The sequence below is a fragment of the Microvirga sp. HBU67558 genome (assembly GCF_018069605.1).
In the GTDB taxonomy this organism is placed as follows: domain Bacteria; phylum Pseudomonadota; class Alphaproteobacteria; order Rhizobiales; family Beijerinckiaceae; genus Microvirga; species Microvirga terrae.
In genome coordinates this window covers 19,093-45,470 of sequence record NZ_JAGPUP010000522.1, presented here as the reverse complement: position 1 = coordinate 45,470, position 26,378 = coordinate 19,093, and the positions used below count along the sequence as shown (strand labels likewise).

At 62.2% G+C, this 26,378-nt stretch carries 27 protein-coding genes, 2 tRNA genes and 1 pseudogene; 17 read left to right on the top strand and 13 right to left on the bottom strand.

Features of this window, described 5'->3' with window-relative positions:
• Nucleotides 1-151: 151 nt before the first annotated feature.
• Nucleotides 152-439, bottom strand: a complete 288-nt coding sequence (locus KBI52_RS34170; RefSeq protein WP_210808671.1) for a helix-turn-helix transcriptional regulator — start codon at nucleotides 437-439, stop codon at nucleotides 152-154.
• A 595-nt stretch (nucleotides 440-1,034) separates the two neighbouring features.
• Between KBI52_RS34170 and KBI52_RS16105 the strand changes: the two genes are divergently transcribed.
• The 6 genes from KBI52_RS16105 to KBI52_RS16080 all read left to right on the top strand — a co-directional run bounded on the left by KBI52_RS16105 (nucleotide 1,035) and on the right by KBI52_RS16080 (nucleotide 7,496).
• A complete protein-coding gene (locus KBI52_RS16105; protein ID WP_173945738.1) occupies nucleotides 1,035-2,378 on the top strand; it encodes an MFS transporter in 1,344 nt (447 codons plus the stop codon).
• 155 nt (nucleotides 2,379-2,533) lie between these two features.
• A complete protein-coding gene (cyoA, locus tag KBI52_RS16100; RefSeq protein WP_247654431.1) occupies nucleotides 2,534-3,682 on the top strand; it encodes a ubiquinol oxidase subunit II in 1,149 nt (382 codons plus the stop codon).
• 17 nt (nucleotides 3,683-3,699) lie between these two features.
• Nucleotides 3,700-5,703, top strand: a complete 2,004-nt coding sequence (gene cyoB / locus KBI52_RS16095) for a cytochrome o ubiquinol oxidase subunit I (RefSeq protein ID WP_173945739.1) — start codon at nucleotides 3,700-3,702, stop codon at nucleotides 5,701-5,703.
• Between the two features lie 4 nt (nucleotides 5,704-5,707).
• Nucleotides 5,708-6,334 carry a cytochrome o ubiquinol oxidase subunit III gene (cyoC, locus tag KBI52_RS16090; RefSeq protein ID WP_210808661.1) on the top strand — a complete coding sequence of 209 codons (627 nt, stop codon included), beginning with the start codon at nucleotides 5,708-5,710 and terminating at the stop codon, nucleotides 6,332-6,334.
• The gene (gene cyoD, locus KBI52_RS16085; protein WP_173945741.1) at nucleotides 6,331-6,741 is read left to right on the top strand and encodes a cytochrome o ubiquinol oxidase subunit IV; all 411 of its coding nucleotides are present in this window, start codon (nucleotides 6,331-6,333) and stop codon (nucleotides 6,739-6,741) included. The genes cyoC and cyoD overlap by 4 nt, the downstream gene beginning before the upstream one ends.
• Nucleotides 6,742-6,758: 17 nt before the next feature.
• Nucleotides 6,759-7,496, top strand: a complete 738-nt coding sequence (locus tag KBI52_RS16080) for an SURF1 family protein (protein WP_173945742.1) — start codon at nucleotides 6,759-6,761, stop codon at nucleotides 7,494-7,496.
• Nucleotides 7,497-7,735: 239 nt separating this feature from the next.
• Here the strand turns inward: KBI52_RS16080 and KBI52_RS16075 are convergent, their stop codons facing one another.
• The 9 genes from KBI52_RS16075 to hemA form a co-directional block, all read right to left on the bottom strand.
• Nucleotides 7,736-8,188, bottom strand: a complete 453-nt coding sequence (locus KBI52_RS16075; protein ID WP_210808659.1) for a 4-aminobutyrate aminotransferase — start codon at nucleotides 8,186-8,188, stop codon at nucleotides 7,736-7,738.
• A gap of 67 nt (nucleotides 8,189-8,255) precedes the next feature.
• On the bottom strand, nucleotides 8,256-8,951 hold the full coding sequence (locus tag KBI52_RS16070) for a TerC family protein (RefSeq protein ID WP_247654430.1): 696 nt from the start codon (nucleotides 8,949-8,951) through the stop codon (nucleotides 8,256-8,258).
• 290 nt (nucleotides 8,952-9,241) lie between these two features.
• On the bottom strand, nucleotides 9,242-9,811 hold the full coding sequence (locus tag KBI52_RS16065; protein ID WP_173945745.1) for a DUF2076 family protein: 570 nt from the start codon (nucleotides 9,809-9,811) through the stop codon (nucleotides 9,242-9,244).
• Between the two features lie 41 nt (nucleotides 9,812-9,852).
• Entirely contained in the window at nucleotides 9,853-10,569 is a 717-nt protein-coding gene (locus tag KBI52_RS16060; RefSeq protein WP_173945746.1) for a Bax inhibitor-1/YccA family protein, read from the bottom strand.
• Between the two features lie 21 nt (nucleotides 10,570-10,590).
• Entirely contained in the window at nucleotides 10,591-11,352 is a 762-nt protein-coding gene (locus KBI52_RS16055; RefSeq protein WP_173945747.1) for an anti-sigma factor, read from the bottom strand.
• Nucleotides 11,345-11,893, bottom strand: coding sequence for a sigma-70 family RNA polymerase sigma factor (locus KBI52_RS16050; protein WP_210808669.1), 549 nt, complete (start codon nucleotides 11,891-11,893; stop codon nucleotides 11,345-11,347). The genes KBI52_RS16055 and KBI52_RS16050 overlap by 8 nt, the downstream gene beginning before the upstream one ends.
• Before the next feature lie 202 nt (nucleotides 11,894-12,095).
• Nucleotides 12,096-12,392, bottom strand: coding sequence for a hypothetical protein (locus tag KBI52_RS16045; protein WP_210808655.1), 297 nt, complete (start codon nucleotides 12,390-12,392; stop codon nucleotides 12,096-12,098).
• A 712-nt stretch (nucleotides 12,393-13,104) separates the two neighbouring features.
• A tRNA-Thr gene (locus KBI52_RS16040) sits at nucleotides 13,105-13,179 on the bottom strand.
• Nucleotides 13,180-13,243: 64 nt separating this feature from the next.
• On the bottom strand, nucleotides 13,244-14,470 hold the full coding sequence (gene hemA / locus KBI52_RS16035) for a 5-aminolevulinate synthase (RefSeq protein ID WP_210808653.1): 1,227 nt from the start codon (nucleotides 14,468-14,470) through the stop codon (nucleotides 13,244-13,246).
• Nucleotides 14,471-14,851: 381 nt separating this feature from the next.
• On the opposite strand from hemA, the gene murA reads away from it, so the two are divergent.
• The 5 genes from murA to KBI52_RS16010 all read left to right on the top strand — a co-directional run bounded on the left by murA (nucleotide 14,852) and on the right by KBI52_RS16010 (nucleotide 19,008).
• Nucleotides 14,852-16,141, top strand: a complete 1,290-nt coding sequence (gene murA, locus KBI52_RS16030; RefSeq protein ID WP_210808651.1) for a UDP-N-acetylglucosamine 1-carboxyvinyltransferase — start codon at nucleotides 14,852-14,854, stop codon at nucleotides 16,139-16,141.
• A gap of 135 nt (nucleotides 16,142-16,276) precedes the next feature.
• Complete coding sequence (locus KBI52_RS16025) at nucleotides 16,277-16,717, top strand: DUF2948 family protein (RefSeq protein ID WP_173945751.1); 441 nt, start codon at nucleotides 16,277-16,279, stop codon at nucleotides 16,715-16,717.
• Nucleotides 16,717-18,009 carry a histidinol dehydrogenase gene (gene hisD, locus KBI52_RS16020; RefSeq protein WP_173945752.1) on the top strand — a complete coding sequence of 431 codons (1,293 nt, stop codon included), beginning with the start codon at nucleotides 16,717-16,719 and terminating at the stop codon, nucleotides 18,007-18,009. Before KBI52_RS16025 ends, hisD begins: the two co-directional genes overlap by 1 nt.
• 15 nt (nucleotides 18,010-18,024) lie before the next feature.
• Nucleotides 18,025-18,510, top strand: coding sequence for a UPF0262 family protein (locus KBI52_RS16015; RefSeq protein ID WP_173945753.1), 486 nt, complete (start codon nucleotides 18,025-18,027; stop codon nucleotides 18,508-18,510).
• 3 nt (nucleotides 18,511-18,513) lie between these two features.
• Nucleotides 18,514-19,008 (top strand): low molecular weight phosphatase family protein, encoded by a 495-nt coding sequence (locus KBI52_RS16010; RefSeq protein WP_256439493.1) that lies wholly within the window; start codon nucleotides 18,514-18,516, stop codon nucleotides 19,006-19,008.
• Here the strand turns inward: KBI52_RS16010 and KBI52_RS16005 are convergent.
• The 3 genes from KBI52_RS16005 to KBI52_RS15995 all read right to left on the bottom strand — a co-directional run bounded on the left by KBI52_RS16005 (nucleotide 18,973) and on the right by KBI52_RS15995 (nucleotide 20,740).
• Nucleotides 18,973-19,296 (bottom strand): AzlD family protein, encoded by a 324-nt coding sequence (locus KBI52_RS16005; protein WP_210808649.1) that lies wholly within the window; start codon nucleotides 19,294-19,296, stop codon nucleotides 18,973-18,975. The two genes, KBI52_RS16010 and KBI52_RS16005, sit on opposite strands and share 36 nt — an antisense overlap.
• On the bottom strand, nucleotides 19,293-19,994 hold the full coding sequence (locus KBI52_RS16000) for an AzlC family ABC transporter permease (protein WP_173945755.1): 702 nt from the start codon (nucleotides 19,992-19,994) through the stop codon (nucleotides 19,293-19,295). Before KBI52_RS16000 ends, KBI52_RS16005 begins: the two co-directional genes overlap by 4 nt.
• A 74-nt stretch (nucleotides 19,995-20,068) precedes the next feature.
• Entirely contained in the window at nucleotides 20,069-20,740 is a 672-nt protein-coding gene (locus KBI52_RS15995) for a TerC family protein (protein ID WP_173945756.1), read from the bottom strand.
• A 432-nt stretch (nucleotides 20,741-21,172) separates the two neighbouring features.
• On the opposite strand from KBI52_RS15995, the gene KBI52_RS15990 reads away from it, so the two are divergent.
• The 6 genes and pseudogenes from KBI52_RS15990 (at nucleotide 21,173) to KBI52_RS15965 (ending at nucleotide 26,367) form a co-directional block, all read left to right on the top strand.
• The gene (locus KBI52_RS15990) at nucleotides 21,173-21,841 is read left to right on the top strand and encodes a tripartite tricarboxylate transporter TctB family protein (protein WP_173945757.1); all 669 of its coding nucleotides are present in this window, start codon (nucleotides 21,173-21,175) and stop codon (nucleotides 21,839-21,841) included.
• The gene (locus tag KBI52_RS15985) at nucleotides 21,841-23,343 is read left to right on the top strand and encodes a tripartite tricarboxylate transporter permease (protein WP_173945758.1); all 1,503 of its coding nucleotides are present in this window, start codon (nucleotides 21,841-21,843) and stop codon (nucleotides 23,341-23,343) included. The genes KBI52_RS15990 and KBI52_RS15985 overlap by 1 nt, the downstream gene beginning before the upstream one ends.
• A gap of 61 nt (nucleotides 23,344-23,404) precedes the next feature.
• On the top strand, nucleotides 23,405-24,379 hold the full coding sequence (locus KBI52_RS15980; protein ID WP_173945759.1) for a tripartite tricarboxylate transporter substrate binding protein BugD: 975 nt from the start codon (nucleotides 23,405-23,407) through the stop codon (nucleotides 24,377-24,379).
• Between the two features lie 122 nt (nucleotides 24,380-24,501).
• A tRNA-His gene (locus KBI52_RS15975) sits at nucleotides 24,502-24,578 on the top strand.
• A 269-nt stretch (nucleotides 24,579-24,847) separates the two neighbouring features.
• Nucleotides 24,848-25,072 (top strand): annotated as a pseudogene (locus KBI52_RS15970) (IS5/IS1182 family transposase); the annotation flags it as partial.
• Between the two features lie 356 nt (nucleotides 25,073-25,428).
• Entirely contained in the window at nucleotides 25,429-26,367 is a 939-nt protein-coding gene (locus KBI52_RS15965) for a serine protease (RefSeq protein ID WP_210808647.1), read from the top strand.
• Nucleotides 26,368-26,378 lie beyond the last annotated feature (11 nt).

Here is a 26,378-nt window from a genome sequence, read left to right as displayed (position 1 = left end):
CGGACTATCCTTCAGGGAAGACGTCGGCAGGCCTCGCCTGGTTCCTCATGCCTGCCAAAGTAGTGATAGAAGCTGTTCTCGATTTGCCAAAGGAAATCGGCTGGGGAGACGAACCGGGAGAAGCGTCGCGAAGCTACAAGAAGTCTCCAGGTCAAGTTTGAGAACCCTTGTCGGAAATCGCTGCTTTGATGAGGTCCAAAAGAACCCGGCGTAGCGCCGGGTTCTCGATCTTGACGAAAGCGGAAGCAAGTTCCATGCCTTCTTGCGTCTCAAGGAACCGCTGGACGGCCGTTCTATTCTCTGTCGACAGGGCGGAGTGCGTCTGCCCTTCGAGAAGATACGAGGCGGTTACGCCAAGAGCATGGGCGATGTCCTGCAGCCGCCCGGCGCCGACACGGTCTTGGCCATTCTCATATTTCCGAAGTTTCTGGCACGTGATGCCGAGGCGCTTGCCGAGTCATTCCGGGCTGAGGCCGATGACGCATCGCTGGAGTCGGATTTTCATCCCGATGTGTCGGTCGACACGGTTCGGCGATTTCGCAGACATCATCAATGATCCGTGGCAGATGATTACAAGCGGGAATTATAGAGGGAAGCAATATATAACTAAATATCGTTTTTATTCTGGGTTCATGAGAAATTCGAGAGGGGAGGCGATGCTCTCGAACACCCGCCGTTCGATTGCCTCGACGCTACTGGCTGTTGCTGTTCTGTCGAGGAACTCACAACGGCACAGACAGAGAAACGACCCCGACTCACATCATGAAACATTGTAATGAAGTAACAATCGTCGTCCCGGACGGCGATGCTTTTGCGTCCGCCCGCCGCCAGCGCGACGAAATCCGATGCCGCACGTGAAAATGCTTGGCGATGCTGGTTGCTGAACCAGTCTTCAGCCCTAAAATTTGCGGTTAACTCTAACCTCGATTGTGTCGACAGAGCCTCGGATCGCGTAGCGGGAAGACAGACCTCTGGAGGTCTGAACCAGATCTACCGACTGGGCTGAACTATTCTCACTGGAGGCTATTACCCAGATGACGATGGATCAGGTTCAAGGGTCTCATTCTTCCTCCACGCCCCTTGAGCGCGATGCCCGCTTGGTATCCACCGATCACAAGGTTGCGCCAAGCGAAATCGCCATCGGGGTGATCATCGGTCGCGCCGCAGAGTATTTCGACTTCTTTGTCTTTGCCATTGCCTCCGTGGTGGTGTTCCCAAAGGTGTTCTTCCCGTTCGCGGAACCGGTGACGGCAACGCTTTATTCGTTTGCCATGTTCTCGTTGGCCTTTGTCGCCCGGCCGGTTGGTTCGATTATCTTCACGGCGATCGACCGCCGTCACGGTCGGGGCGTCAAGCTGACCATCGCGCTGTTTTTGCTCGGCTTCTCCACCATGGCGATCTCCTTCCTGCCCGGATACGCTCAGATCGGCGCATGGTCCTTGTATCTTCTCGGCGTTCTGAGGATCGGCCAGGGCCTCGCCCTGGGCGGTGCGTGGGACGGGCTTGCGTCGCTTCTCGCCCTCAACGCGCCCGTCGAGCGTCGAGGCTTTTACGCCGCCATTCCGCAATTGGGTGCACCACTCGGATTCATGGTCGCCAGCGTGCTGTTCGCCTTCTTTCTGCTTAACCTGTCAGAGGCCGATTTTCTGGATTGGGGCTGGCGCTATCCGTTCTTCTGTGCCTTCGCCATCAACGTCGTGGCCTTGTTCTCACGCTTGCGGCTCGTCGCGACTGAAGAGTTTTCTCGCCTGCTCGAACGCCGACGGCTCGAACCGTCGCCGATCCTGCCGCTGATCCGGAACCACTCGGGCGTTCTCCTGGTCGGGGCGCTGATCCCGCTGGCGAGCTTCGCTCTCTTCCATCTCGTGACTGTCTTTCCTATCAGTTGGATCACCCTGTTTACCCAGCGTTCCGCTGGAGAGTTCCTGATGGTTCAATGCTCCGGTGCCTTCATCTGCGCGGTCGCGGTCGTGGCTTCGGGTCTCATCGCCGACCAAATCGGACGCCGAAGGCTCCTCCTGATCTCCGCCGGCCTCATTGCCGTCTTCGCAGTTTGCAGCACCATCGCTCCGTTGATCGTCGAGGAGAATGCAATCGGCCAGACGATCTACGTCAATGCCGGCTTTGCGCTGCTTGGCCTGTCGTATGGACAATCATCCGGCGCAGTGACGTCGCAGCTCGCGCAGCGATACCGTTATACCGGCGCTGCCCTCACCAATGACCTCGCCTGGTTGCTCGGCGCGGGCTTTGCGCCGCTGATCGTCCTGTTCCTGTCGGCCCGATACGGACTTGCTTGCGTCGGCCTGTACTTGCTGTCAGGGGCCGTCACGACGCTTGTGGCACTGAGCCTGTCGCGCTCGGAAATCCGGCAGGTCTGAAGCATGCGGCAGCCGATGCACGGGGTCCCCTGGAACGCGTCTCGTGGCACGGTTCTGCGGGGAATCATGGAGTGACTGCCCTGGCCAAATCTCCCACTCAACCGCCCTCGCCACACCGCCCGCGCACGTGCTGGCGGCGCAGATCTCTCCACGGTCTGGTTCTGATCGCCGTCGCAGGGCTTCTCGCCGGCTGCAATCTGGTCGTCATGAACCCTTCCGGTGATATCGCGGTTCAGCAGCGCAACCTCATCATTGCATCCACCGCGCTCATGCTCCTCGTCATCCTGCCGGTGATCGCGCTCACGTTCATTTTCGCATGGCGCTACCGCGCCTCGAACAATGACGCGACCTATGATCCGGACTTTCACCATTCGACCCAGCTCGAAGTGATTATCTGGACAATCCCTCTGCTCATCATCATCGCGCTCGGCGCCATGACCTGGATCAGCACGCACACGCTCGACCCCTACAGGCCACTTGGCCGGATTGCGCCCGACAAGCCGGTGCCTGCCGACGTGAAGCCCCTGACGGTGGAGGTCGTCGCACTCGACTGGAAATGGCTGTTCATCTATCCCGAGTACGGTGTCGCGAGCGTGAACGAGATGGCCGCCCCCGTGAACGCGCCGATCTCCTTCCGGATCACGTCCTCTTCCGTCTGGAACACGTTCTACGTTCCTGCTCTCGCCGGCATGATCTACGCCATGCCGGCGATGGAGACGAAGCTGCATGCCGTGATGAACCAGCAGGGGGAGTTCGCCGGCATCTCGGGGATGTACAGCGGATCGGGCTTCTCACGCATGAACTTCGGTTTCCGAAGTCTGTCGCCGCAGGGCTTTGATGAGTGGGTGGCCAAGGCCAAGTCGGCCGGGACGCCCTTGAACCGTGAGGCCTACCTCAAGCTTGAGAAGCCGAGCGAGCAGGAACCGGTTCGCCAATTCGGCGCGGTGGAGGAGGGACTCTTCGATGCCATCCTCGGCCTGTGCGTCGCGCCAGGCCAAATGTGCGTGCACGAGATGCATCACATCGACAGGACGGGCGGGGCTGCCGATGAAAGCGAGGAGAACCGCAAGCGGCTGGACTACGACGGCCGCCGCCTCGAAAGCGGCACCGAACCGTCTGGCGCGACATTCCCCGCCTCCGGTCGCCCGCCCAGGAGTCTCGAGGAGCCCCAGGGCGTGATGCCGCGCGATCAACCCGGCGAAGGGCCGAACGACCAGGGGCAGGGTACCACCCCGCCCGGTGCAGGCAGCGGCCCTGCACCGTCCCAACTGAACCCTCGACCTGCCGAACCCCACCAGCACTGATCCGGACGGGCCTCCGCATGTTCTCGAACTCAGATCTCAGCCAATTGCTCTTCGGACGCCTTTCGCTCGAAGCCATTCCCTACCACGAGCCGATTCTGGTCGGGACCTTCATCGTCGTCGCCTTGGGCGGCCTGGGGCTCGTCGGCGCGATCACGTGGTATGGTCAGTGGGGCTATCTCTGGCGGGAATGGTTCACGAGCGTCGACCACAAGAAGATCGGCATCATGTACGTCATCCTGGCCATCGTGATGCTGCTGCGCGGCTTCGCCGACGCCGTCATGATGATCACGCAGAAGGCCTTGTCTGTTGGCGCGTCGGAGGGATACCTACCGCCGCACCATTATGATCAAGTCTTCACGGCCCACGGTTCAATCATGATCTTTTTCATGGCGATGCCCTTCGTGACCGGCGTCATGAACTATATCATGCCGTTGCAGATCGGCGCGCGTGATGTGGCCTTTCCGTTTCTCAACAATTTCAGCTTTTGGATGACGGCGGGAGGGGCCGTTCTCACGATGATGTCCCTGTTCGTGGGGGAGTTCTCGCGAGCCACCTGGCTTGCCTATCCCCCGCTGTCAGGCGCCGCCTACAGTCCCGGCGTCGGAGTCGATTACTATATCTGGGGTCTTCAGATCGCGGGCGTCGGCACCACGTTGTCGGGAATCAATCTGATCGCAACCATCGTGAAAATGCGCGCTCCGGGCATGACGATGATGAAGCTGCCGGTCTTCACCTGGACGACGCTGGCCAGCAACGCCATCATCGTTACGATCTTTCCGGTTTTGACCGCGACCTTGGTTCTCCTCGCGCTCGACCGTTACGTGGGGACGCGTTTCTTCACGAACGATTTCGGCGGCAACTCGATGCTGTACATGAACCTCATCTGGATATGGGGTCATCCGGAGGTGTACGTCCTTATCCTACCTGCCTTCGGGATCTATTCCGAGGTTGTCTCGACCTTTTGCAGCAAACGGTTGTTTGGCTACACGTCGATGGTCTACGCCACGATGGTAATCGCGCTCGTGTCATGGCTTGTTTGGCTGCACCACTTCTTCACCATGGGAGCCGGCGCCAACGTCAACGCGTTCTTCGGCATCACGACGATGATCATCTCGATCCCGACGGGAGCGAAGGTGTTCAACTGGCTCTTCACCATGTACCGCGGCAAGATCCGGTTCGAGACGCCGTTCATCTGGGTCATAGGCTTCATCCCGACCTTCGTGATCGGTGGCCTGACCGGGGTTTTGCTGGCTGTGCCGCCCGCCGATTTCGTCCTGCACAACAGCCTGTTCCTGGTGGCTCACTTTCATAACGTCATTATCGGGGGCGTCGTGTTCGGCCTGCTCGCAGGCGTCCAGTATTGGTTCCCGAAGGCGTTCGGCTACAAGCTCGACCCATTCTGGGGAAAGGTGTCGTTCTGGTGCTGGCTGGTTGGCTTCTGGATCACGTTCACGCCGATCTACATCCTGGGGCTCATGGGCGTGACGCGGCGGACACAGCACTTCGAAGATCCAGCCGTCCAGCCTTACCTGACGATCGCTGCGATCGGCGTTTTCATCATCATGGCGGGAATCGCGGCCTTCGTGTTCCAACTCTTCATCAGCTATGTTCGGCGTGAGAAGCTGCGCGACGTCACGGGCGACCCTTGGGGCGGACGGACCCTTGAATGGTCGACGACTTCGCCGCCGCCGCCCTACAACTTCGCCTTCACCCCGGTGGTCCATGATCTTGATGCATGGTGGGACATGAAACGGCGCGGCTACGACCATCCTTTGGAAGGGTTCAGGCCGATCCACATGCCCAAGAATACGGGTACAGGCGTCATCCTGGCCGGGTTGAGCACCATACTGGGCTTCGCCTTGGTCTGGTATATCTGGTGGCTGGCCGCTCTTTCGTTTGTTGGTATCATCGCGACGGCTATCGCCCACACGTTCAATTACAACCGTGATTACTACATTCCGACCGAGGAGGTTGTCCGAATTGAGGGCCAGAGGCTGGCCCAGCCCGCAGGAGGGGTTTGAGCCGATGCACGAGACGACTCCCCCACCTGGCGCTACGGCGCCCGTCTTCTACGAGCAGGAGGAGCACGCCCACGGCGATGGAGGCACGCTGTTCGGCTTCTGGATCTACCTGATGGGCGACAGCCTCATTTTCGCAGTTCTGTTCGCCACCTATGGCGTACTCGGCCGCAACTACGCAGCGGGACCGTCGGGAGCCGACCTGTTCGACCTGCGGCTCGTTGCCGTCAATACGAGTCTGTTGCTTCTGTCGTCGATCACCTACGGCTTTGCCATGTTGGAGATGGACAGGGACCGGATCAGACCGACCCTTGCCTGGTTGGGGGTCACGGGTCTGTTCGGAGCAGCCTTTGTCGGGATCGAGCTTTATGAGTTCTCGCATTTGATCAGCGAGGGCGCGACGCCCCAGCGCAGTGCCTTTCTTTCCTCGTTCTTCGCTCTGGTGGGAACACACGGACTGCATGTCACATTCGGCATCCTTTGGCTCATTACGCTTATGGTCCAGGTGCGGCAACGCGGACTGATCCTGGAGAATCAGCGCCGGCTCATGTGCCTCTCCATGTTCTGGCACTTCCTCGATGTGGTCTGGATCGGCGTGTTCACCTTCGTTTATTTGATGGGGGTCATGCGATGAGCCAGGTTGCCGAACCCGGAACCACCCGACAGTCGCAGGGCCAAAGCGAGGTGCACGGGGAGCATCACTCCCATGGCGCGCAGGGTACGTTCAGAAGCTACATGACGGGTTTCATCCTGTCGCTCATCCTCACGGCCATTCCGTTCTGGCTCGTAATGGGTGATGTGCTGGGCGACACACGCACGACCAGCATCATCATCATAGTGCTGGCTGCGGCGCAGATCGTTGTCCATATGATCTATTTCCTGCATATGAACACGAAGTCGGAGGGCGGCTGGACCTTTCTGGCCCTGTTGTTCACCCTCATTCTTGTCGTCATCACGCTGGTTGGCTCGATATGGGTTATGTACCACATGGACCAGAACATGATGCCGATGTCGCCCCACGAGGCGCTGCAACGGCCCTGACGGGCAAGCGAATCGCGATGCTGGTCGCCTTCGATGTCGCTGCGCTGCTTTTCGTGGCCTTGCTCGTCGCGCTCGCCGCCTGGCAAGTCCATCGCCGCGCCTACAAGCTTGACCTGATCGAACGTGTGGAGGCACGCGTCCACGCAGCCCCGATTCCAGCGCCAGGACCAGGACGTTGGTCTGACGTGAGATCTGCTACGGACGAATATCGTCGCGTGTTTGCAACGGGTGACTGGCTTGAGGATCGCTCAACGTTTGTCCAGGCCGTGACCGCCTTGGGTGGCGGGTATTGGGTCGTCACCCCCTTGGCCCGAGATGATGGAACGACGATCCTCGTCAACCGCGGCTTCGTTCCCGCGTCAGGGCGCGAGCCGACTTCGTGGCGGCCGGGCCCAAAGCCCGCCACGGTGGTCGGTCTCCTGCGCATGTCAGAGCCACGGGGCGGTTTCCTGCGCATGAACGACCCTCGATCCGACCGCTGGTTCTCACGTGACGTGGCCGCGATCGCTGCCGCGCGTGGGTTGGGTGACGTTGCGCCCTATTTCATCGATGCCGAACGCTCGCCGGGTGACGCTGGCCTACCTGTCGCAGGTTTGACGGTCATCGCCTTCTCGAACAACCATCTCGTCTACGCATTCACCTGGGCCGCCTTAGCTGTGATGGCCGCCGCGGGTGCCATTGCTGTCAACTTGGATCAGCTGCGACGGGGCTGGATTGGAGTTCGCAAGGAAAGCCCAACTGAAATCCAAAGCTAAGGTCGTCTCGCGCTTCCCATGAAACCATCGTAGGTTCTTCCCGCATCCTGGAGAGCCGCTGAATGCGCCGGCCCGCGTGATGTGCCGCCCGCGCGATGGGAGCATGATGACGGCGATACGTCAGGCATCCAATGCCGAGGACGCCTTCCCTGCCGTCATCTGGGGATCAAGCACGTCGTCATGACATCTGCGGGTTCCTGGGTCGTCTCGATCTAACGTGAGCGGATCAGGGGCCGCCTTCAGAGATCCTGATCCGTATCCGGGGTAGTACCCGATGCGGGTGCTTCTTTCACCACAACAGTGACGAAGTGGCTTTCCACCTTGCCGCTGGCTGAGCGGACTTCGTAGCCCACCTGATCGCTTCCCTTGAAATTGGGATTTGCCTTGTAGAAGACTCCTTGCGCCTTCGCCGCGAGGCTCGGACAGCGGGCGATGCGACCTGCTTTCAGGGTGCCACTGCGCACATTCAGTTCGCCATGCTTTGGCGAGGTCATCACCTTGATCACCGGCAACGGTCCCGATGTGCAGTCCTTTTGGACATTGCCGTAGACGCCCAGCCGATGCGACTTGCCCGCCACCACGTCCGTGCTTCGATGGGCGCTGTCACCCTGAGCAAGGGCGCTGCTCGGGGAAACCGAGAGGGTGCCGAATAGGACCAAGGCGGACGCGGCGAAGCGATTATGGCTGATCATTCAGTTCTACCGTTCGTATATCGTGCTGAAGGTAAAGGAGGCGCGGGCAACGCCTCCTTCTATCCATTTATCGTTCGGCGGATTGGCCAGACGGAGCCTTCCGGCGCGCGGTGCGTCGCGAGAGCATGTTCAAGCCTTCGATCAGGGCCGAGAATGCCATTGCGGCGTAGATGTAGCCTTTGGGCACGTGGGCGCCGAAGCCTTCCGCAATCAGAGTCATGCCAATCATCAACAGGAAGCCGAGCGCCAGCATGACCACGGTCGGGTTGTTCTGGATGAATGTCGCGAGCGGGTTGGCGGCCAGTAGCATCACCGTTACGGCGGCAACGACTGCGATCACCATGATCATGACGATGTCGGTCATACCAACCGCCGTGATGATGCTGTCCAGTGAGAAGACGAGATCGAGCAGAAGGATCTGGGTGATCGCGGAGCCGAAGGTCAGGGTTGGCTTCGCCGTGTCGAATACATCCTCTGACGGGGTCGGATCCACATTGTGGTGGATCTCCTTCGTGGCCTTCCAGACGAGGAAGAGACCGCCACCGATCAGGATCAGGTCGCGCCATGAGAAGGAGTGCCCGAACAGGGTGAAGATCGGTTCCGTCAAGGTGACGATGATGGCGATGGTGCCGAGCAAGCCGAGGCGCAGGATCAGCGCCAGGCCGATGCCGATGCGGCGGGCTTTGGAGCGCTGATGCTCGGGCAGCTTGTTGGTGAGGATCGAGATGAAGATCAGGTTGTCGATGCCGAGCACCACCTCCATGACGACCAAGGTCGCCAAGGCGACAAGGGCCGTCGGATCCGAAAGCCAGGAAAAGTCCACGCGATGTTCCTTTCATCCCTGCCTTGACACGCATTGTTTCAGCCGGATGGGCCGGTGGCAATCTCGGCTGATCCGACGTTCGGCCATTGTTGTGATGTCTGCAGGGACAGATGTCTCGGCGATGCCGAGTCCTGCCGGGATCCGGATGAAGTAGGCGGATCTCGGACCGGGAGATATGGGTATGGAGCGGCCTGCCCATGGTCAGGGGGCCGCTCCATCGCTTATTTGACTTAGATGTCTTCCTCGAAACCGAAGTCGTCACCGGCATCCTCGGCCGAAGCCTGCTGCGGCTCCGGCTGTCCGGCGTCAGCCGCGTTCGCCTCTCCGCCGGAGAAGGCTCCCGCAATCATGTTGCCGATGAGAACGCCGCCGGCGACACCCATCGCAGTCTGAGCGGCGCCGGCCAGGAAGCCGCCCCCGCCGCGCTGCGGTGCCATGCCGCCCATCATGCCGGGTGCCATGTGAGGCGGCATGCCCTGCGCCGGCTGCTGATAGGGCTGGTACGAGGGTTGCTGCTGCGGACGGGACTGCCCGCCGAACAGGCCGGCAAGGAATCCGCCTCCACCTGCACGGCGGCTGGCGAGTTCATGCTCCAGCTGTTGGATGCGGCCTTGGGCAGCGCTCAGCGCCTGCTCCTGCACCACGATGGTCTGGGCCATGTAGTAAGGGGCATTCGGCTGCTGGCCGATCTGCGCCCGGATGAACTCCGCCGCCTGAGCGTCCGGGGGGGTGGATTGGCGCTCCACCTGTGTGATCTTGCCGAATAGCTGCTCGATGGCCTGACGGTCCTGATGGTCCATGAATGAGGATCCTCTGATGCAATGACGTTGTGGTGGAGAGATTATTCCTCCCGCTGCCCGGTGAGGCTGAGGAGGAGCTGGAACAGGTTGATGAAGTTCAAATAGAGGGAGAGCGCGCCGAACACGGCCATCTTGCTGTTTGCCTCGTGCCCGAAGCCCTCGGCATACTGCTCCTTGATGGTCTGCGTATCGTAGGCAGTCAGTCCCGTGAACACGAGCACGCCGATGATCGAGATCGCGAACTGCAAGGCGCTCGATGCGAGGAAGATGTTGACCAGCGACGCGATGATGATTCCGATCAGGCCCATGATCAGGAAGGAGCCGAACCGGGAGAGGTCGCGCTTGGTCGTGTAGCCATAGAGGCTTGTGGCGCCGAACATGGTGGCCGTGATGAAGAAGGTGCGCGCGATGCTCGCGCCGGTGAACACCAGGAATACGGATGCGAGCGAAAGCCCCATCACGGCCGAGAAGGCGAAGAAGGCCGTGCGTGCGGAGGCCGCGGTCATCCGATCCATGCGGAACGAGAAGAAGAAGATGAAGGCCAGCGGCGCCAGCATCACCACCCATTTAAGCGGGGTCTGGAAGATCGGCACGTAGAGGGCAGGGGTCGAGGCGACGAAGAACGCCACGAGTCCCGTCACCACGAGGCCGATCCCCATGTAGTTGTAGACCCGCAGCATGTGCTGGCGCAGGCCTTCGTCGAAGACGGCGCCGCTCGGACGCGCCGCGGCCGTCTGCCAAGTGTAAGGTGTATTCATCACTGGTCCTCCTGTTATGTATCACTGAAGCGTATGGGACAGGCGCAGGGCGGCCCGCTCGATGGCCTTGTCGCTGCCGGCACCGGTCAGGGCGTAAGCGAGCAGGCCTCGCTGCCAATAGACAGCCTGCGCGTTCTCGATCCGGGCAGGGGTCGGGGAAATCACGTCGAACGCGGGCACCTGGGCGGCGAACAATGACACGCGCCCGAGTGAGCCGGCATCGATCGCGACCTCAACGCTGTGGCCGTACCGCGATGGAAAGACCTGCACATCCCGTACCACCCATTCGGCAGGGAAGGCGGGCAGCTGGATTCCCGTTACCGCAAGGATCTCCGCAGTGTCGAAATCGGTCGTTTCGTGCTGGGACGTCATGCGGGCCCGCAGGAGCGAGGTTGCATGCGAATGGACGGCATCCTCGACAAAAGCTGGCGGCTTCGGCGAGGCCTCGCTGTCGGTGATGCCCAGGCCCACCTGTCCGTGAGCGACCCAGCCGATTCCGATCAGCGCCGCGACGGCCGCGATGCGACGCAACTTCAGACCGACCTCCCGCCATGCGAGCGCGCGCTCGAGCCGGGTTGCCGCCGCCAACATAGGCTCCCCGGGACGGGGCAGGGGAGCCGCCTGGAGCAAGCGGAGCGTGTCTCTGTCCTTCAGATCGGCCATAATACGCGCGGCCGCGTCCGGATCCCGGGCTAGATGCTCCTCGACCTCAATCCGCCTGGCCGGGTCGAGCTGGTCATCCACATAGGCGAGAAGATCCGTTTCTGTGATCGGATCAGACATCAGATCCTCCAACGATGCGCAGGTCGGGGCGCTTGGGCGCGGGCTCTCCGGGTTGGCTGATGCCCGCCTCGAAAGCGCGGAGCGCGGCACGGGCGCGCCCGAGACGGGACATGAGGGTGCCGACGGGAATCTTGAGGGCCGTGGCGGCCTCCTGGTACGACAAGCCTTCGATGGCCACCAGATGCAGGGCGGCCCGCTGCTCGTCGGGCAGGCTCATGAAGGCCGCCTGAACCTGCTGAAGCCGGACGCGGCTCTCCTGGTCGGGCATGGCGGCGCTTTCGGCCAGCTCCGCAGCCTGCTCCCAGCGTCGAAGCTCCGCGATGCGACGACGCCGGTTGTCGATAAAGGCGTTATGGACGATCGAGAGCAGCCACCCGCGCAGGTTGCCGCTGGGACGGAACGATGCCTTGTGCTCGTAGGCCCGTACGAGTGCATCCTGCACCAAGTCCTCCGCCTGCACCTCGTCGCGCGTCAGGGAGCGGGCATAGCGCCGCAAAGGACCCAATAGGCCGATGATGTCCATGCGCTTCACGTCGTTCATGCCAGGTATACGCAACCTACGAGGCTCCTAATCCGGGCTCGTGCGAATTTTTCTGAGCTGGCATCCCGAGCCTGTCTCGCTCTATCCTCTGATCCGCGCGAGCGGCCATGAGCACGAGATCTTCCGGAGAATAGCCATGCCGAGCGATGTGTTTCGTTGAGTTTAAAGGAGTGGGCCGCTCAGATCAGGGGTTGCCTGAGTGCTATATGAACAAACCAAAACCGATGAGCCCAAGCTTGAGCAGGTGGCCGACCGATCCAAAGTTGAGCTGGTATAGACGCTTGATCTCTTCGAAGCTATCGATGCTCGGGCCGGACCGCCGACGGATCACGGCATTCATCTGTCGAAACTCGTCCCCAGCCCAGGTCTCGACAACTGTTGCGGTCGCCTGATCAAGGGGCATGGTGTCTACTCTAACCGCGACGAGTTCAGGATCGTCGAACGGGTGCCGGACGGCGAGAAGGTCGACCAATTCATCGGCGGCGTAGACGGGGGTCACCGGGCTCTCCGACAATCACGCAATCGGAGACCGTGTTTGGACACTCAATTGTGGCAAACCCATGCTGGATCATCGCCGATATCCAAGGGAGGTAGGTTGAGCAAACGCCTATATCCGGAAAGGCAGGCCAATCAGAATGTCACCGGCACGCCGAGAAAGCCGTCACGGGCTTCAACATCGAAGATGTTGCTGGATCAGAGGCGCGTCATAGAACGTCCAATTCTTTAAGCCCTGCAGATGCTCGATCGCCGGACATTGACCTGCATAAACGTCTGGTTCTAACGCCTCGACGGCGAGCCCCGACCGGACGGCGAAGCGTCTATTGGCAATTAGTCTCATTCTGGGAATTGTGTGACTTTGGTCACAGAAGAAATCTTCTGGATGCGCAATCGTCGCCCGTACCTGCCGTCGCGTGCCCAGCAGGACGAGGAGTGTGGGATGACGCAGCCGAACTCGAAAACCCCTGTACCCCGCCAGAATACCGTCAAGGAACATGTGAAAACGATGTTGAGGAGGATCCCTCGGAAATCCCAATCGGGGGATAAACTCACCGGCATCAAGCTGCGGCGCCGCTGATGGCTTTAGCCGGAACGGCGGCCATTCACGCGGCCAATGGGCGTCGCGGCCATCGTTCTTGCAGTGTTCTACACGGCACCGGCGTTCCAGTATCCCGCTATAGAACCTGCGATGCATGAACTTGCGAGGTTTTGGCTGGTGCTGCCAGAGAGGATCGAACTCTCGACCTCTCCCTTACCAAGGGAGTGCTCTACCACTGAGCTACGGCAGCGCGCCAACGGGGAGGGCCGCTTACTGCCACAGGGCAGCCCTCCATGCAAGCTTGAAAATGATCTTTATTCGGCCGCCTGGACTTTGGGCTCCAGAGGAAGCCTGAGCGCCGTCCAGACTTCCACCAGGGCGACCGCCAGGGCATCAATATGGGCGTTCGAGTGGAATGGCCCCGGAGTGATGCGCAGGCGCTCCGTGCCGCGGGGGACGGTGGGGTAGTTGATGGGCTGGATGTAGATCCCGTGCTTCTCCAGCAGGCGGTCCGAGGCCGCCTTGCAGGCCTCCGCGTCACCCACCATTACCGGAACGATATGCGTGACCGTGTCGAGGACCGGCAGGCCGGCCCCGGCCAGAACCGCCTTGGTCCGAGCGACTTGGCGCTGCTGCTGCTGGCGCTCAGCGGAGGATTCCTTCAGGTGCCGGATCGACGCGGTGGCCGCGGCGGCGACAGCGGGCGGCAGGGCGGTGGTGAAGATGAAACCCGGAGCGAAGCTGCGGATGGCGTCCATGACAGCCCGGGTGCCGGTGAGATACCCGCCCATGACCCCGAAAGCCTTGCCCAAGGTGCCTTCGATCACATCGATCCGGTGCATGGCGCCCTCGCGCTCGGCGATGCCGGCCCCGCGGGGGCCATACATGCCGACGGCATGGACCTCGTCGATATAGGTCATGGCGCCGTAGCGCTCAGCCAGGTCACAGATGGCGTGGATCGGAGAGATATCCCCATCCATGGAATAGACGCTCTCGAACACGATCAGCTTGGGCCGGTCCCCGGCAGCCTGAAGGAGTTCCTCCAGATGCTCGAGGTCGTTATGGCGGAAAATAGCCTTGTCGCAGCCGGACTGGCGCACGCCCTCGATCATCGAATTGTGGTTGAGCGCGTCCGACAGGATCAGGCAGTTGGGGATCAGCTTGGCCAGAGTCGAAATGCCGGTCTGGTTCGACACATAGCCCGATGTGAAGACAAGGGCCGCCTCCTTGCCGTGCAGGTCGGCGAGCTCGGCCTCGAGCGCCACGATGGGATTGCTGTTGCCGGAGATGTTGCGGGTGCCACCGGCCCCGGTGCCCAGCCGCCAGGCGGCTTCCACCATGGCCCGGGTCACATCCCGGTTCTGGCCCATGCCGAGATAGTCATTGGAGCACCAGACGGTGATCGGGCGCGGTCCTTCGGGAGAGTGCCAGATAGCCTGGGGATAACGACCGGCCAGTCGCTCGATATCGGCAAAAACGCGGTAACGCCGCTCGGCCTGGAGGCGGTCGAGGGCTGACGTGAAGAAGTTTTGGTAATCCATCATCTCACCGGGTGGGCAATACATGCCCGGGGATAGTGGACCTATTATACCAGATCACATTGATCCGGGTCAAAGTCCTGAACTGTGATATTGCGGTTGAGCGCCGCTTGCGAAGCCTCTATTTGGTAAAGGCGACGATGGGTCGCGTGAACCATGACTGACGTGAAATCGCAAGAGAAAGCTGACCGGCTGAAGGCGGCCTTGAAAGAGAATCTCAAGCGTCGGAAGGCTCAGGCCCGGGGACGTCAGGCTGCAAAGCCATCCGGAAACGAAGCCGGAGGCTTGAGCGTTTCCGCCGAGCGCGACAAGCCGTCCGACTAGCTTAGAACGCTCAAGGCGCGCATAGCGCATGGCTCGACAAGATACTGCAAAGGGAATTCGATGGATCGCATTCGCATCCGGGGCGGCGCGCCTCTCAACGGCTTGATTCCGATTTCAGGTGCCAAGAATGCGGCCCTGCCACTGATGATCGCCAGCCTGCTGACGGAGGAAAACCTGGAACTCGGCAATGTGCCCCGGCTCGCCGACATCTCCTCCCTCCTGCGGATCATGAGCAATTTCGGCGTCGACCACTCTATCGCCGGTCGCCGGCCGGGCCAGTCCTCGGAAACGGGCCAGACCATCCGCCTGACCGCCAAGAACGTCATCGACACGACGGCTCCCTACGAACTGGTTTCGACCATGCGGGCGAGCTTCTGGGTCATCGCCCCCCTGGTGGCCCGGTTCGGCCATGCCAAGGTGTCCATGCCCGGCGGCTGCGCTATCGGGACCCGGCCGGTCGATCTGCTCATCATGGCCCTCGCCAAACTGGGCGCGGCCATCGAGATCGAGGCCGGTTATGTGGTGGCGACAGCCCCAAAGGGGCTTATCGGTTCCGAGATCGACTTCCCGAAGGTGACGGTCGGTGGAACCCATGTGGCCCTGATGGCGGCGACACTTGCTCAGGGCACCACCGTGATCCGCAATGCGGCCCGCGAGCCGGAAGTGGCGGATCTGGCGGAATGCCTGATCAAGATGGGGGCCAGAATCCAGGGTGCCGGCACTTCGGAGATTATCGTGGAAGGCGTGACCAGCCTCGGCGGCGCTTCCCATGACGTCATGCCGGACCGGATCGAGACCGGAACCTACGCCATGGCCGTGGCCATGACGGGCGGCGACCTCATCCTGGACAACACTCGGTCCGAGTACCTTCAGGCCGCCCTCGACGTGCTGGGGCAGGCGGGTGCCGAGGTGTCCCCGACCCATGGCGGCATCCGTATCCGGCGCAACGGAAATGGGATTCAGCCGGTAGATGTTACCACAGATCCCTTCCCAGGTTTCCCAACCGATCTGCAGGCCCAGTTCATGGCCCTCATGACCCGGGCGAACGGGACGTCCCGCATCCGCGAGACGATCTTCGAGAACCGCTTCATGCACGTGCAGGAGCTCGCCCGCCTGGGCGCCCAGATCCGCCTGGACGGGGACAGCGCCTATGTGGACGGCGTCGCCGGCCTCAAGGGGGCGCCGGTCATGGCGACGGATCTGCGTGCCTCCGTGTCCCTGGTCATCGCAGGGCTCGTGGCCGAAGGCGAGACCACAATCAACCGGGTCTATCACCTGGACCGGGGCTTCGAGGCGCTTGAGGCCAAGCTCGCCCGTTGCGGCGCTCAGATCGAGCGCCTGAGAGGATAGGGATCGGGAGGGGCCGGCTGAGGCAGCCGGCCTTTTCCATGAGGAGGCATGAAGAAGAAGCCGCCCTGGGCAGGTTGCGCTGGGGCCAAGGGCTCTCTACCTAAACCTTAAAGTTCAACAATAGGTTGGTGGCCCATGGACCTCCTGAGACTTGTCGCTTTCGATCCGGAAGATCTTGCCGTCATCTCCGCCCACCTGCAGGATTCGCTGCTGCGGGTGGGAGACATCGCCTATCTGCCCCGGGAGCGGCGCTTCGCCATCCAGACGCGTCGCTATGACTGGGAGGCGGCGACCCCCCAGCGCCGGCTGACCTGCATGCATTTTGAGAATGTCACGGGCGTACGGGTCCGCGGCATCGACCAGACCAACAAGGATGCGGTTCTCAACCTTCTCGCTATCGCGTTCGAGGAGACCAGCGCCCCGTCGGGCACTGCCACCTTGATCTTTGCGGAAGGTGGAGCCATCCAGGTGGACCTGGAGTGTATCGAAATGCAGATGAAGGATACCGGCCCCGTCTGGGCCGCGGAAAGCCGCCCTTCGCACGAAGAGCCGGTCCAATCGGCGGGGCGCTTGTAATGGCGCAGAGGCTCGATGCGCGGGAGCCATCCTTCCCGCAGGCATTCGCCGCGCTCCTCTCGGCCAAGCGCGAGGTGTCGGAGGACGTGGACCAGGCCGTTCGCGCCATCATCGAAGACGTGGTCGTCAAGGGCGACGAGGCCCTGATCGACTTCACCTATCGCTTCGACGGACTGGCGCTCCAGCCCGAGACCCTGCGCATATCGGCTGCCGAGATCGACGCCGCCGAGGCCCAGTGCTCGAAGGAGGCCCTGGACGCCCTGGCTTTGGCGAAGGAGCGTATCGAGACCTACCACCGGGCGCAGCGCCCGCAGGACAGCATGTCCACGGACGCGCTCGGAGTCACCCTGGGCTGGCGCTGGACCGCGCTGGAATCCGTCGGCCTCTACGTGCCCGGCGGGCGTGCCAGCTATCCGTCCTCGGTCCTGATGAACGCGGTTCCGGCGAAGGTCGCGGGCGTTCCGCGCCTCGCCATGGTGGTGCCGACCCCGAAGGGCGAGACCAACCCGCTCGTTCTCGCGGCCGCGCGCCTCGCCGGCGTCGACGAGGTCTTCCGCATCGGCGGAGCGCAGGCGGTGGCGGCACTCGCCTACGGGACTGAAACGGTGCGGCCCGTCGCCAAGATCGTCGGCCCCGGCAATGCCTATGTGGCGGCCGCCAAGCGCCGCGTCTTCGGTCAGGTCGGCATCGATATGATCGCCGGCCCCTCCGAGGTTCTGATCATGGCCGACGCCCATGGCAATCCCGATTGGATCGCGGCCGATCTCCTGGCTCAGGCCGAGCACGATCCGGCCGCCCAGTCGATCCTCGTGACGGACAGTCCCGCTCTCGCCGACGCCGTGGAGAAGGCCGTCGAGCAGCAGCTCAAGACCCTGCCGAAGGCGGAGATCGCCGGCGCGAGCTGGCGCGATTACGGCGCCATCATCCTGATCGACCGACTGGAGAACGCCATTCCCCTCGTGGACCGGCTCGCTCCCGAACATCTGGAGATCGAGACGGAGAACGCGGAGGAACTGGCCGCCAGGGTGCGCAATGCCGGTTCGATCTTCCTTGGCAGCCATACGCCGGAAGCCATCGGCGATTATGTCGGCGGCCCGAACCATGTGCTGCCCACGGCCCGCTCCGCCCGCTTCTCGTCGGGCCTGGGCGTGCTTGACTTCATGAAGCGAACCTCGATCCTGAAATGCGATGCGGACGCTCTGCGGGCGCTCGGTCCCGCGGCGATCACGCTCGGGCGGTCGGAAGGGCTGGAGGGGCATGCGCGGTCGGTCGCGATCCGCCTGAACCTGTAACGGCGAGGGGACGGGATGGCGAGCGAAGCGAAGGAGCGGACCCGGCTGGTTGCCGTCACCCTCGACGAATCCTCGATCGGCCGAGGCAACCCCGATCAGGAGCACGAGCGGGCCATCGCCATCTACGACATCCTTGAGGAGAACACCTTCGGCCTGCCGAATTATGACGGGGGCCCCTATGCCCTGCGCATCTCGCTCATCGAGAAGAAGCTCTGTTTCGAAGTGACCGCTCAGGACGGTGCGCATCTCGTCTCGCATCATCTGTCCCTGACGCCCTTCCGGAAGGCCATTCGCGATTACGAGATGATCTGCGACAGCTATTATCAGGCCATCCGCTCGGCCTCGCCGGCGCAGATCGAAGCCATCGACATGGGGCGGCGCGGATTGCACAACGAAGCCGCCGAACTCCTGATGAAGCGTCTCGATGGCAAGCTGATCCTCGATTTCAATACGGCGCGTCGCATCTTCACGCTGATTTTCGCGCTTCACTGGAAGGGCTGACGCTTGGACGAGCGCTTGGACGAGCCCCGCTCGAAACGGATCCATTCCGTTCTGTTCGTCTGCGCCATGAACGCGGTGCGCTCGGTGATGGCCGAGGCCATTGCGCGGCACTATTTCGGCAAGTCGATCTATGTGCAATCCGCCGGTGTCCGCAAGAGCGACACGGATGCCTTCACGGCATCGATCCTGTCCGAGATCGGCATCGATGGATCCAAGCACAAGCCGCGCACGCTCGAGGAGCTGGAGGAGTGGGAGGGTCTCAACTTCGACCTGATCATCTCGCTCTCGCCGGAGGCGCATCACGCGGCGCTGGAACTGACCCGCACCATCGCGGCCGAGGTGGAATATTGGCCGACCCCGGATCCGACGATCACGCAGGGCTCGCGCGAGCAGGTGCTCGATTCCTACCGCAACATTCGCGACGGATTGATGTACCGCATCCGCCTTCGCCTCAAGCAGGGCTCAGCCAAGCATCCTGATGACGGAGAGGGTGCCTAGTCCCACGAGCAGGCCCACGATGTCGATCCGCGTCACGGCCATGGCGACGATCGCCGCCGCGAGGGCGGCCATCGCAGGAAAGCCGTTGTCGATGACCACGGGCAGGATCGTCGCCAGGATGATGGAGCCGGGAAGGGCGCGAAGTCCCCGCTCGATGCGCGGCGTCAGGCGGACCCGGCTCATGACGGCGACGCCCGCGATGCGGCACAGATATGTCACGACGGCCATGGCCCCGATGGCGAGGACGGAGCCCCAGGGGCTCGGGATGACGCTGCCGAGCGTGGTCATTCGATCAGCATCCCGGCAGCAACCCCGGCCAAGGCGCCGGCGATGATGAAGACATAGCCGGGGACGAGCGCGTGAACGATCAGGGACACGATGCCCGCGACGAGCCAGGGCAGGGCGGGCTTCGCGCCTTTCCACAAGGGAACGAGCATGACGCCGAAGAAGATCGGCATGACGAGATCGAGGCCGAAGCGCCTCGGCTCCGGCACGAGGGCTCCGGCAAAGAAACCCGTGAGCGTCGCGACGAGCCACACCAGCCAGAGGATGATCCCGCACCCCAGGAGCACACCCACATCGCGGCCGCCCTCGCCGTGATAGCGGGTACCGACGAGCCAGCCGGCCTCGGTGAGAAGGAAAAGATTGAAGGCCGTGCGAGCGAGCGGCTCATCCTTGAGCCAGGGCTGGAGAGTGGCGCCCAGAAGGATCAACCGTGCATTCACGACGGCCGTGACCATCATGATCGTGAGGATCGTCGAAGGCGTCCACGCCTTTTGCCAGATCTCGAGCCCGACCATCTGGGAGGCGCCGGCATAGACGAAGGCGGAGAGACCCAGCGTCTCGCCGAGCGACAGGCCTTTCTGGGCCGCCGCCGTGCCGAACGCCACGGCAAACATGATGAAGCCGGGAAAGGCGGGCAGGGCGGCGCGGGCGCCGTGCCGAAGCCCGGCCGTGGAAAAATGAGGGCGGAGAGCGGGAGACATGAGCGTCACGCTCTGTGCCTTCCCATCTCTCCGCCGTCAATCGAGGATTGATGATCTCGGATCGATGGTCCGATTCAGCCGATCGCCGCGGTGACGTGCGGCGCGACCTCGATCCAGCCCTCGTAGATCATCTTGAGCGCCACGTAGAGGATGATCGCAAGGCCCACATAGGCGATCCAGCGGTAGCGATGGAGCAGGCGGGCGATGTACGAGGCGGCAATGCCCATGAGGGCAACCGACAGAATGAGGCCGAAGGCCAGGATGTAGGGGTGCTCGCGGGCGGCCCCGGCCACGGCCAGGACGTTGTCGAGGGACATGGACACGTCCGCGATGATGATCTGCCAGGCGGCCTGGGCGAAAGTCTTGCGCGGGGCGCCGCCGGCGACGGTGCCGTCCTGGTTGATGTCCCGGCCCTCGAGAGCCTCCTCGGCGGCCTGCTCCTCCTGCTCGTGACCGGTGCGAAGCTCGCGCCACATCTTCCAGCAGACCCACAGAAGGAGAATGCCGCCGGCCAGGAGAAGGCCCACGATCTGGAGAAGCTGGGTGGTGACCAGCGCGAACACGATACGCAGGACCGTCGCGGCGAGAACGCCGAGAAGGATTGCCTTGTTGCGCTGTTCCTTCGGAAGGCCGGCCGCCGCCAGGCCGATGACGATGGCGTTGTCGCCGGCGAGCGCGAGATCGATGCCGATGACCATCAGGAAGGCGACGACCTCGGGACCGAAAAACTGCGAGAGATCAAACATGCAGAGCCTCATCTGTCGGGTGAGGGGCAAAGCATGCGAAACGCTCAAAAAGACGCATCTGGCTTTGGCTTGATCCGAAATCTCCGGATCGGAAGCCGAAATGCAGGCAAAACCGTCTGTTTGAACGAACCCAGGCCGCCCTGGTTTTCATCCAGTCCGACATCGCCGCTCCCCAAGGAGCGACCAGAGGGGCCCGGCCTGGCTACAAGGGTCCATCTAGACAAGATGCGGCGAGGGATCAAGTGATCTCCCGAAAAGGACAGGCTACTGTCCAATAGTTCAATAGACGTTTTCTCCATGGCTGTTCATTCGAGGAGGTCTTGTTGAGAAGCATTCTCGGCAGGACAACAGAAGCTTGATCCAGACTGCGGCCTCGGGCCATATCGGTCTCAATAGCCTTGGGCGCAGGCTGCGTCCGTCGGGAGGTCGTCCATGTCTGTTCTCCACGAAGGCTCCGAGCCTTCACGCCACCGCGGGCCCGTGCGGGCCCCGCAAAGCCTGGCCGGTGGCCTTCTTCTCGTTGCGCTGGCTGCCTTGGCGCTGTGGCTGACGCGGGATCTGGACCAGGGTACGCTCAATGCCATGGGGCCGGCCATGCTGCCGCGCTGGCTCGCCATCGGAGTCGGTCTGTCGGGCCTGGCGCTGCTCGCCGCCGCCTTCCTCAAGGACGGCGATCTTCTCGAGCGCTGGAGCCTGCGCGGTCCGGTCTTCGTGATCGGCGCCATCGTGGCCTTCGCGCTCACCATCCGCGGCTACTCCTTCGGATCGTTCGGCATTCCTGGCCTCGGCCTCCTGGTCGCGGGTCCGCTCGCCATCATTCTGGGCGGCTTCGCCACCCCGGAGGCGCGCCTGCGCGATCTCGTCATCCTGGCGCTCAGCCTCACGCCCTTCTGCATGGTGCTGTTCGGCGATCTGCTCAACCTGCCGATCCCGGTCTTCCCGCAGGCGCTCACCGGGCTCTTTCCCGCCGACTGGTCGCAGAAGGCGGTGCTGCGGGCCTGTGCCGCCATCATGGCCATTGCGGCCGTCGTCGTATTCCTCACAACCCGCAATCGGCGCCGTGGCCCGATTGACGTCGCCGACCACAGCGGGAGGATCTGATGGGTGATTTCGTCTCCAATCTCAGCCTTGGCTTCGGGGTTGCCCTGTCGCTCCAGAATCTGGGCCTCGCCTTCCTGGGCTGCCTTGTCGGCACCCTGATCGGCGTGCTGCCCGGCGTGGGGCCGATCGCCACCATCGCCATGCTGCTGCCGATCACCTTCGGGCTCGACCCGGTCGGCGCGCTGATCATGCTGGCGGGCATCTATTACGGCGCCCAGTACGGCGGCTCGACCACGGCGATCCTGGTCAATATCCCCGGCGAGGCCACCTCCGTGGTGACCGCCCTCGACGGCCACCAGATGGCCCGCCAGGGCCGCGCCGGCGTCGCGCTCGGCATCGCGGCCATCGGGTCGTTCTTCGCCGGCACGGTGGCGACGCTCGTCATCGCGGCGCTCGGCGCACCGCTCACCGGCTTGGCCCTGGTGTTCGGTCCGACCGAGTACTTCTCGCTCATGGTCATGGGTCTGGTCTTCGCCGTGGTGCTGGCGCGCGGCTCGATCCTGAAAGCCATCGCCATGATCCTGGTCGGCGTGCTGCTCTCCACCGTCGGCACGGATCTCGAGACCGGCGAGGAGCGCATGACCTTCGGGCTGCCGTTCCTGGCCGACGGCATCGACTTCGCCGTGCTGGCCATGGGCATCTTCGGCATCGCCGAGATCATGCGCAACCTCGACCACACCGAGCACCGGGACGTGGTGCGCCAGGCCATCGGCCGCCTGCTGCCCAACAAGGACGACTTCCGGCAATCCTACAAGCCGGTGCTGCGCGGGACCTTCATCGGGGCCATCCTGGGCATCCTGCCGGGTAACGGCGCGGTGCTCGGGCCGTTCGCCTCCTACACGCTGGAAAAGAAGCTCGCCAAGGATCCGCGCCGCTTCGGCCGCGGCGCCATCGAGGGCGTGGCGGGGCCGGAGAGCGCCAACAATGCCGGCGCCCAGACCTCGTTCATCCCCCTGCTGACGCTCGGCATCCCGCCGAACGCCGTGATGGCCCTGATGGTCGGCGCCATGACCATCCACGGCATCATCCCGGGCCCGCAGGTGATGACCAAGAACCCGACCCTGTTCTGGGGCATGATCGCCTCCATGTGGGTGGGCAACCTGATGCTGCTCATCATCAACCTGCCGCTGGTGGGCATGTGGGTGCGGCTTCTGAAGGTGCCGTACCGGCTGATGTTCCCGGCGATCCTGATGTTCTGCGCCATCGGCATCTACTCGATCAATTCGCTGCCGACCGATGTGATGTTCATCGGGCTGTTCGGGTTCGTCGGCTACGTGCTGATCAAGTTCGGCTTCGAACCGGCTCCGATGCTTCTGGGCTTCGTGCTCGGCAAGCTGATGGAGGAGAACCTGCGCCGCGCGCTCATCATCTCGCGTGGGTCGATGGAGACCTTCATCGAGCGTCCGATCAGCGCCGGCCTGCTCGCCGTCGCGGCCATCCTGCTCGTGATCGCCCTCCTGCCGTCCATCCGCAAGGGTCGCGACGAGGTGTTCACGGAGTAGCTTGCCTTCGATCGCCTCGAGCCCACATGTAAGGCCATAACTTTTCCAGGGAGGAAAACTGATGAAGAAGGTTGTACTGGCTCTCGCCGCTGTCGCCGGCTTGGCCGCAACGGGCGCCCAGGCCCAGAACTACCCCACCCGGCCGGTCACGATGATCGTGCCGTTCGCAGCCGGCGGCCCGACCGACGTGATCGCCCGCATCGTCAGCGACCACATGAGCCGGACGCTCGGCCAGCAGATCGTGATCGAGAACGTGGCGGGTGCCGGCGGCACCACGGGCATCACCCGCGCGGCGCAGTCTCAGCCCGATGGCTACACCATCATGATGGGCCACATGGGCACCCACGGCGCCGCGCCGGCCCTTTACCCGAACCTGAAATACGATCCAGCCAAGGACTTCGCGCCCATCGGCGTGGCGGCCGGCACGCCGATCGTGATCGTGGCCCGGAAGGACTTTCCGGCCAATGATCTCAAGGGCTTTCTGGATTACGTGAAGACCAACGGCGACAAGGTGAACATGGCCCATGCGGGCGTGGGCTCGGTTTCCCATTCCACGGGCATCTTCTTCAATTCCGTGGTCAAGGTGAAGCCCACCATGGTGGCCTATCGCGGCACGGGCCCGGCCCTGAACGACCTCATGGGCAACACGGTCGACTTCATGACCGACCAGATCGTCAACGTGGCGCCGCAGATCCAGGGCAACAACATCAAGGCCTTCGCCATCGCGACGCCCGAGCGCTCCCCGGTGCTGCCGAACGTGCCGACCACCAAGGAAGCCGGCCTCGAGGGCTACGAGGTCAGCGCGTGGAACGCGGTCTTCGCGCCCAAGGGCACCCCGCCGGACGTGGTCAAGAAGCTCAGCGACGCGCTCATCAAGTCCCTCGAGGACGAGAACACCAAGAAGCGCCTTCTCGACCTCGGCGGCGTGCTGCCGACCGCCTCGGAGCGGACCCCGGAGGGGCTCCAGAAGCTCGTCGAGAGCGAGGTTGCCCGCTGGACCCCGGTCCTCAAGGCGGCCGGCGCTACGGCCGAATAAGCCGGCGGCAGCTTGAGCATTCGCAGCGGCGGGCCTTCGGGCCCGCCGCCGTCATTTCGGGCCCTGAGTTCTCGAACAGGGCTTGAAATTGCCCGCCTGGACGATTACACCCTGCCTCACGTGCAGCCGTAGCTCAGTTGGTTAGAGCACCAGATTGTGGATCTGGGGGTCCCCCGTTCGAGCCGGGGCGGCTGTACCATTCAAATCAAGCACTTATCCCTCGCAGGTTCGAGGGCTGCTTCCCAGACGGGTCAACTGGGAAACGGGGTGCGGCGGATGCCTTCGAAGATCCACAACATCTGTTTGTCAGCCGCCGCCGGCAAAGGCTCGATCGAGCGTTAAACCTTCACCTTGACGGGGTGTCTCTCGACGTCATTGCATCACTCCATGCGATGCCTATTAGCGCTTGAGCCCTTTCCGGGTGGAGGGGGGCTCGTCCTGATTGAAGGGAATCCATGCTGAATCGCCTTTCGCGAGCATGACTGGGCCATCGGCGCCGGACCGGCGATCCCGCCGCAGCGGCAGGAGGTGCCGGTCTCTTGTCCAGACTGGATCGACAACAACCGCCATGTCGTCGAGCGCCTCTGGGTCAGGCTTGAAGAGTGGCGGGCCGTTGCCACTTGCTACGAGAAGACCGCCACCTCGTTCACTTGTACTCCCCGTCTCGCCGCTCTCGATTGGATCAAGCGTTAACAAAACCTAGCGCTGAACCACTAGCGATGCATATTGATTGAATTTTTGGCACATAATTCTCAAGCAATTCCCAAAATAACGCCAAAATTTACTATTGACTACTGAGAGAATCCATCTGAGTTGGAATAGGCACACCTGTAGCCTCGGGTATTCATTGCGGCTGACCTGCGCGGCTCCATTTATGCATCATTGGCAGCGCAGACTAGGTATATCGGGGGCATAAGTAGTACTGATCTACTACTAAAACCGAAGAGGCGCCTACAATCAGGAACCCGCGCGCAAAGAAGTTCGGTTTCTTGTTGTGTATCGACTAGTCGCGGCGTTCAGGTTCTGCCCATTTGCAATGGGAGGTTGTCATGCTGGCGCTCTCGAAGAGGCATCTGACAGTAATCGCATTCGCCTATGTTGCTGTGTTCTATGCTCCGGCCATTCCGGCGCAGCCCTCCGGCAACGTACAACAGCCACCACTCTCATCCCAGACTCGTCCAGAGCTTCTCGCGGCGCCGCTGCGCAAACCAAGTAGTCTGCGACCCATTCGCGAGGAAGTGGTGTCAACGGATGTTACTGATGCCGGCACCGACGGCGATGTACAAGCGGTCAGCGGCCAGCTCTATTTCAGCATTGGTGGCAACCTGCATTATTGCAGCGGGGTGTTCGTAACTAAATCTGTCATTCTCACAGCCGCTCATTGTGTGCAAGAGAACGGCAAGACTAACTACTATCAGATCGAGAAATTTGTCAGGGAGGGAAACAACAGCCATTTCATCAAGAAGGATGCCAGCAATAAAGATTGCATCAGGGTTCCCGTCGAGTGGTCAACCCAAACTGATGCGTACCTCAGGATAGACTATGATTACGCCTTTCTCAGAGTCGCCAATTCCGACGAGCTCAATGCTGATCCTAAGGTTATTCTCGTGGACGCGCATGTCGGCAAGAATTCAATCAAGGCGTATGGGTATCCTGCATCGGCAAATCAGGACTTGACCGCGATCGCGGAGAACGTGAACCCGGATTTGCTGCACCCCAATCTTCTGGCCGTCGATACCACCAGCCTTGGTTTTACTGAAGGAACAAGCGGCGGTCCCTGGGTGTGGAAGCATAATGCAGGAGGCACAGGCAACACAGGCGGTGGCGGACAACAGCTTAAGATCGTTTCCGTCAATTCGTCGTACGCTATTCCGGTCAATGATAAGTCGAAGATCTGGATCTACGGCCCTAATTTCAAGCGCCCCCAAAAGTCGAACACCGAGCCGACGGCGTACGATCTGCGTCAGAATGCGGAGAACTGCCAATGAGCCAGTCAACG

Coding starts and splice junctions, on each gene's coding strand:
- KBI52_RS16105 (WP_173945738.1), top strand. CDS start 1,035: ATGACGATGGATCAGGTTCAAGGGTCTCATTCTTCCTCCACGCCCCTT.
- cyoB (WP_173945739.1), top strand. CDS start 3,700: ATGTTCTCGAACTCAGATCTCAGCCAATTGCTCTTCGGACGCCTTTCG.
- cyoC (WP_210808661.1), top strand. CDS start 5,708: ATGCACGAGACGACTCCCCCACCTGGCGCTACGGCGCCCGTCTTCTAC.
- cyoD (WP_173945741.1), top strand. CDS start 6,331: ATGAGCCAGGTTGCCGAACCCGGAACCACCCGACAGTCGCAGGGCCAA.
- KBI52_RS16080 (WP_173945742.1), top strand. CDS start 6,759: ATGCTGGTCGCCTTCGATGTCGCTGCGCTGCTTTTCGTGGCCTTGCTC.
- KBI52_RS16075 (WP_210808659.1), bottom strand. CDS start 8,188: ATGATCAGCCATAATCGCTTCGCCGCGTCCGCCTTGGTCCTATTCGGC.
- KBI52_RS16070 (WP_247654430.1), bottom strand. CDS start 8,951: ATGGAGGTGGTGCTCGGCATCGACAACCTGATCTTCATCTCGATCCTC.
- KBI52_RS16065 (WP_173945745.1), bottom strand. CDS start 9,811: ATGGACCATCAGGACCGTCAGGCCATCGAGCAGCTATTCGGCAAGATC.
- KBI52_RS16060 (WP_173945746.1), bottom strand. CDS start 10,569: ATGAATACACCTTACACTTGGCAGACGGCCGCGGCGCGTCCGAGCGGC.
- KBI52_RS16055 (WP_173945747.1), bottom strand. CDS start 11,352: ATGTCTGATCCGATCACAGAAACGGATCTTCTCGCCTATGTGGATGAC.
- KBI52_RS16050 (WP_210808669.1), bottom strand. CDS start 11,893: ATGAACGACGTGAAGCGCATGGACATCATCGGCCTATTGGGTCCTTTG.
- hemA (WP_210808653.1), bottom strand. CDS start 14,470: ATGGATTACCAAAACTTCTTCACGTCAGCCCTCGACCGCCTCCAGGCC.
- murA (WP_210808651.1), top strand. CDS start 14,852: ATGGATCGCATTCGCATCCGGGGCGGCGCGCCTCTCAACGGCTTGATT.
- KBI52_RS16025 (WP_173945751.1), top strand. CDS start 16,277: ATGGACCTCCTGAGACTTGTCGCTTTCGATCCGGAAGATCTTGCCGTC.
- hisD (WP_173945752.1), top strand. CDS start 16,717: ATGGCGCAGAGGCTCGATGCGCGGGAGCCATCCTTCCCGCAGGCATTC.
- KBI52_RS16015 (WP_173945753.1), top strand. CDS start 18,025: ATGGCGAGCGAAGCGAAGGAGCGGACCCGGCTGGTTGCCGTCACCCTC.
- KBI52_RS16005 (WP_210808649.1), bottom strand. CDS start 19,296: ATGACCACGCTCGGCAGCGTCATCCCGAGCCCCTGGGGCTCCGTCCTC.
- KBI52_RS16000 (WP_173945755.1), bottom strand. CDS start 19,994: ATGTCTCCCGCTCTCCGCCCTCATTTTTCCACGGCCGGGCTTCGGCAC.
- KBI52_RS15995 (WP_173945756.1), bottom strand. CDS start 20,740: ATGTTTGATCTCTCGCAGTTTTTCGGTCCCGAGGTCGTCGCCTTCCTG.
- KBI52_RS15990 (WP_173945757.1), top strand. CDS start 21,173: ATGTCTGTTCTCCACGAAGGCTCCGAGCCTTCACGCCACCGCGGGCCC.
- KBI52_RS15985 (WP_173945758.1), top strand. CDS start 21,841: ATGGGTGATTTCGTCTCCAATCTCAGCCTTGGCTTCGGGGTTGCCCTG.
- KBI52_RS15980 (WP_173945759.1), top strand. CDS start 23,405: ATGAAGAAGGTTGTACTGGCTCTCGCCGCTGTCGCCGGCTTGGCCGCA.
- KBI52_RS15965 (WP_210808647.1), top strand. CDS start 25,429: ATGCTGGCGCTCTCGAAGAGGCATCTGACAGTAATCGCATTCGCCTAT.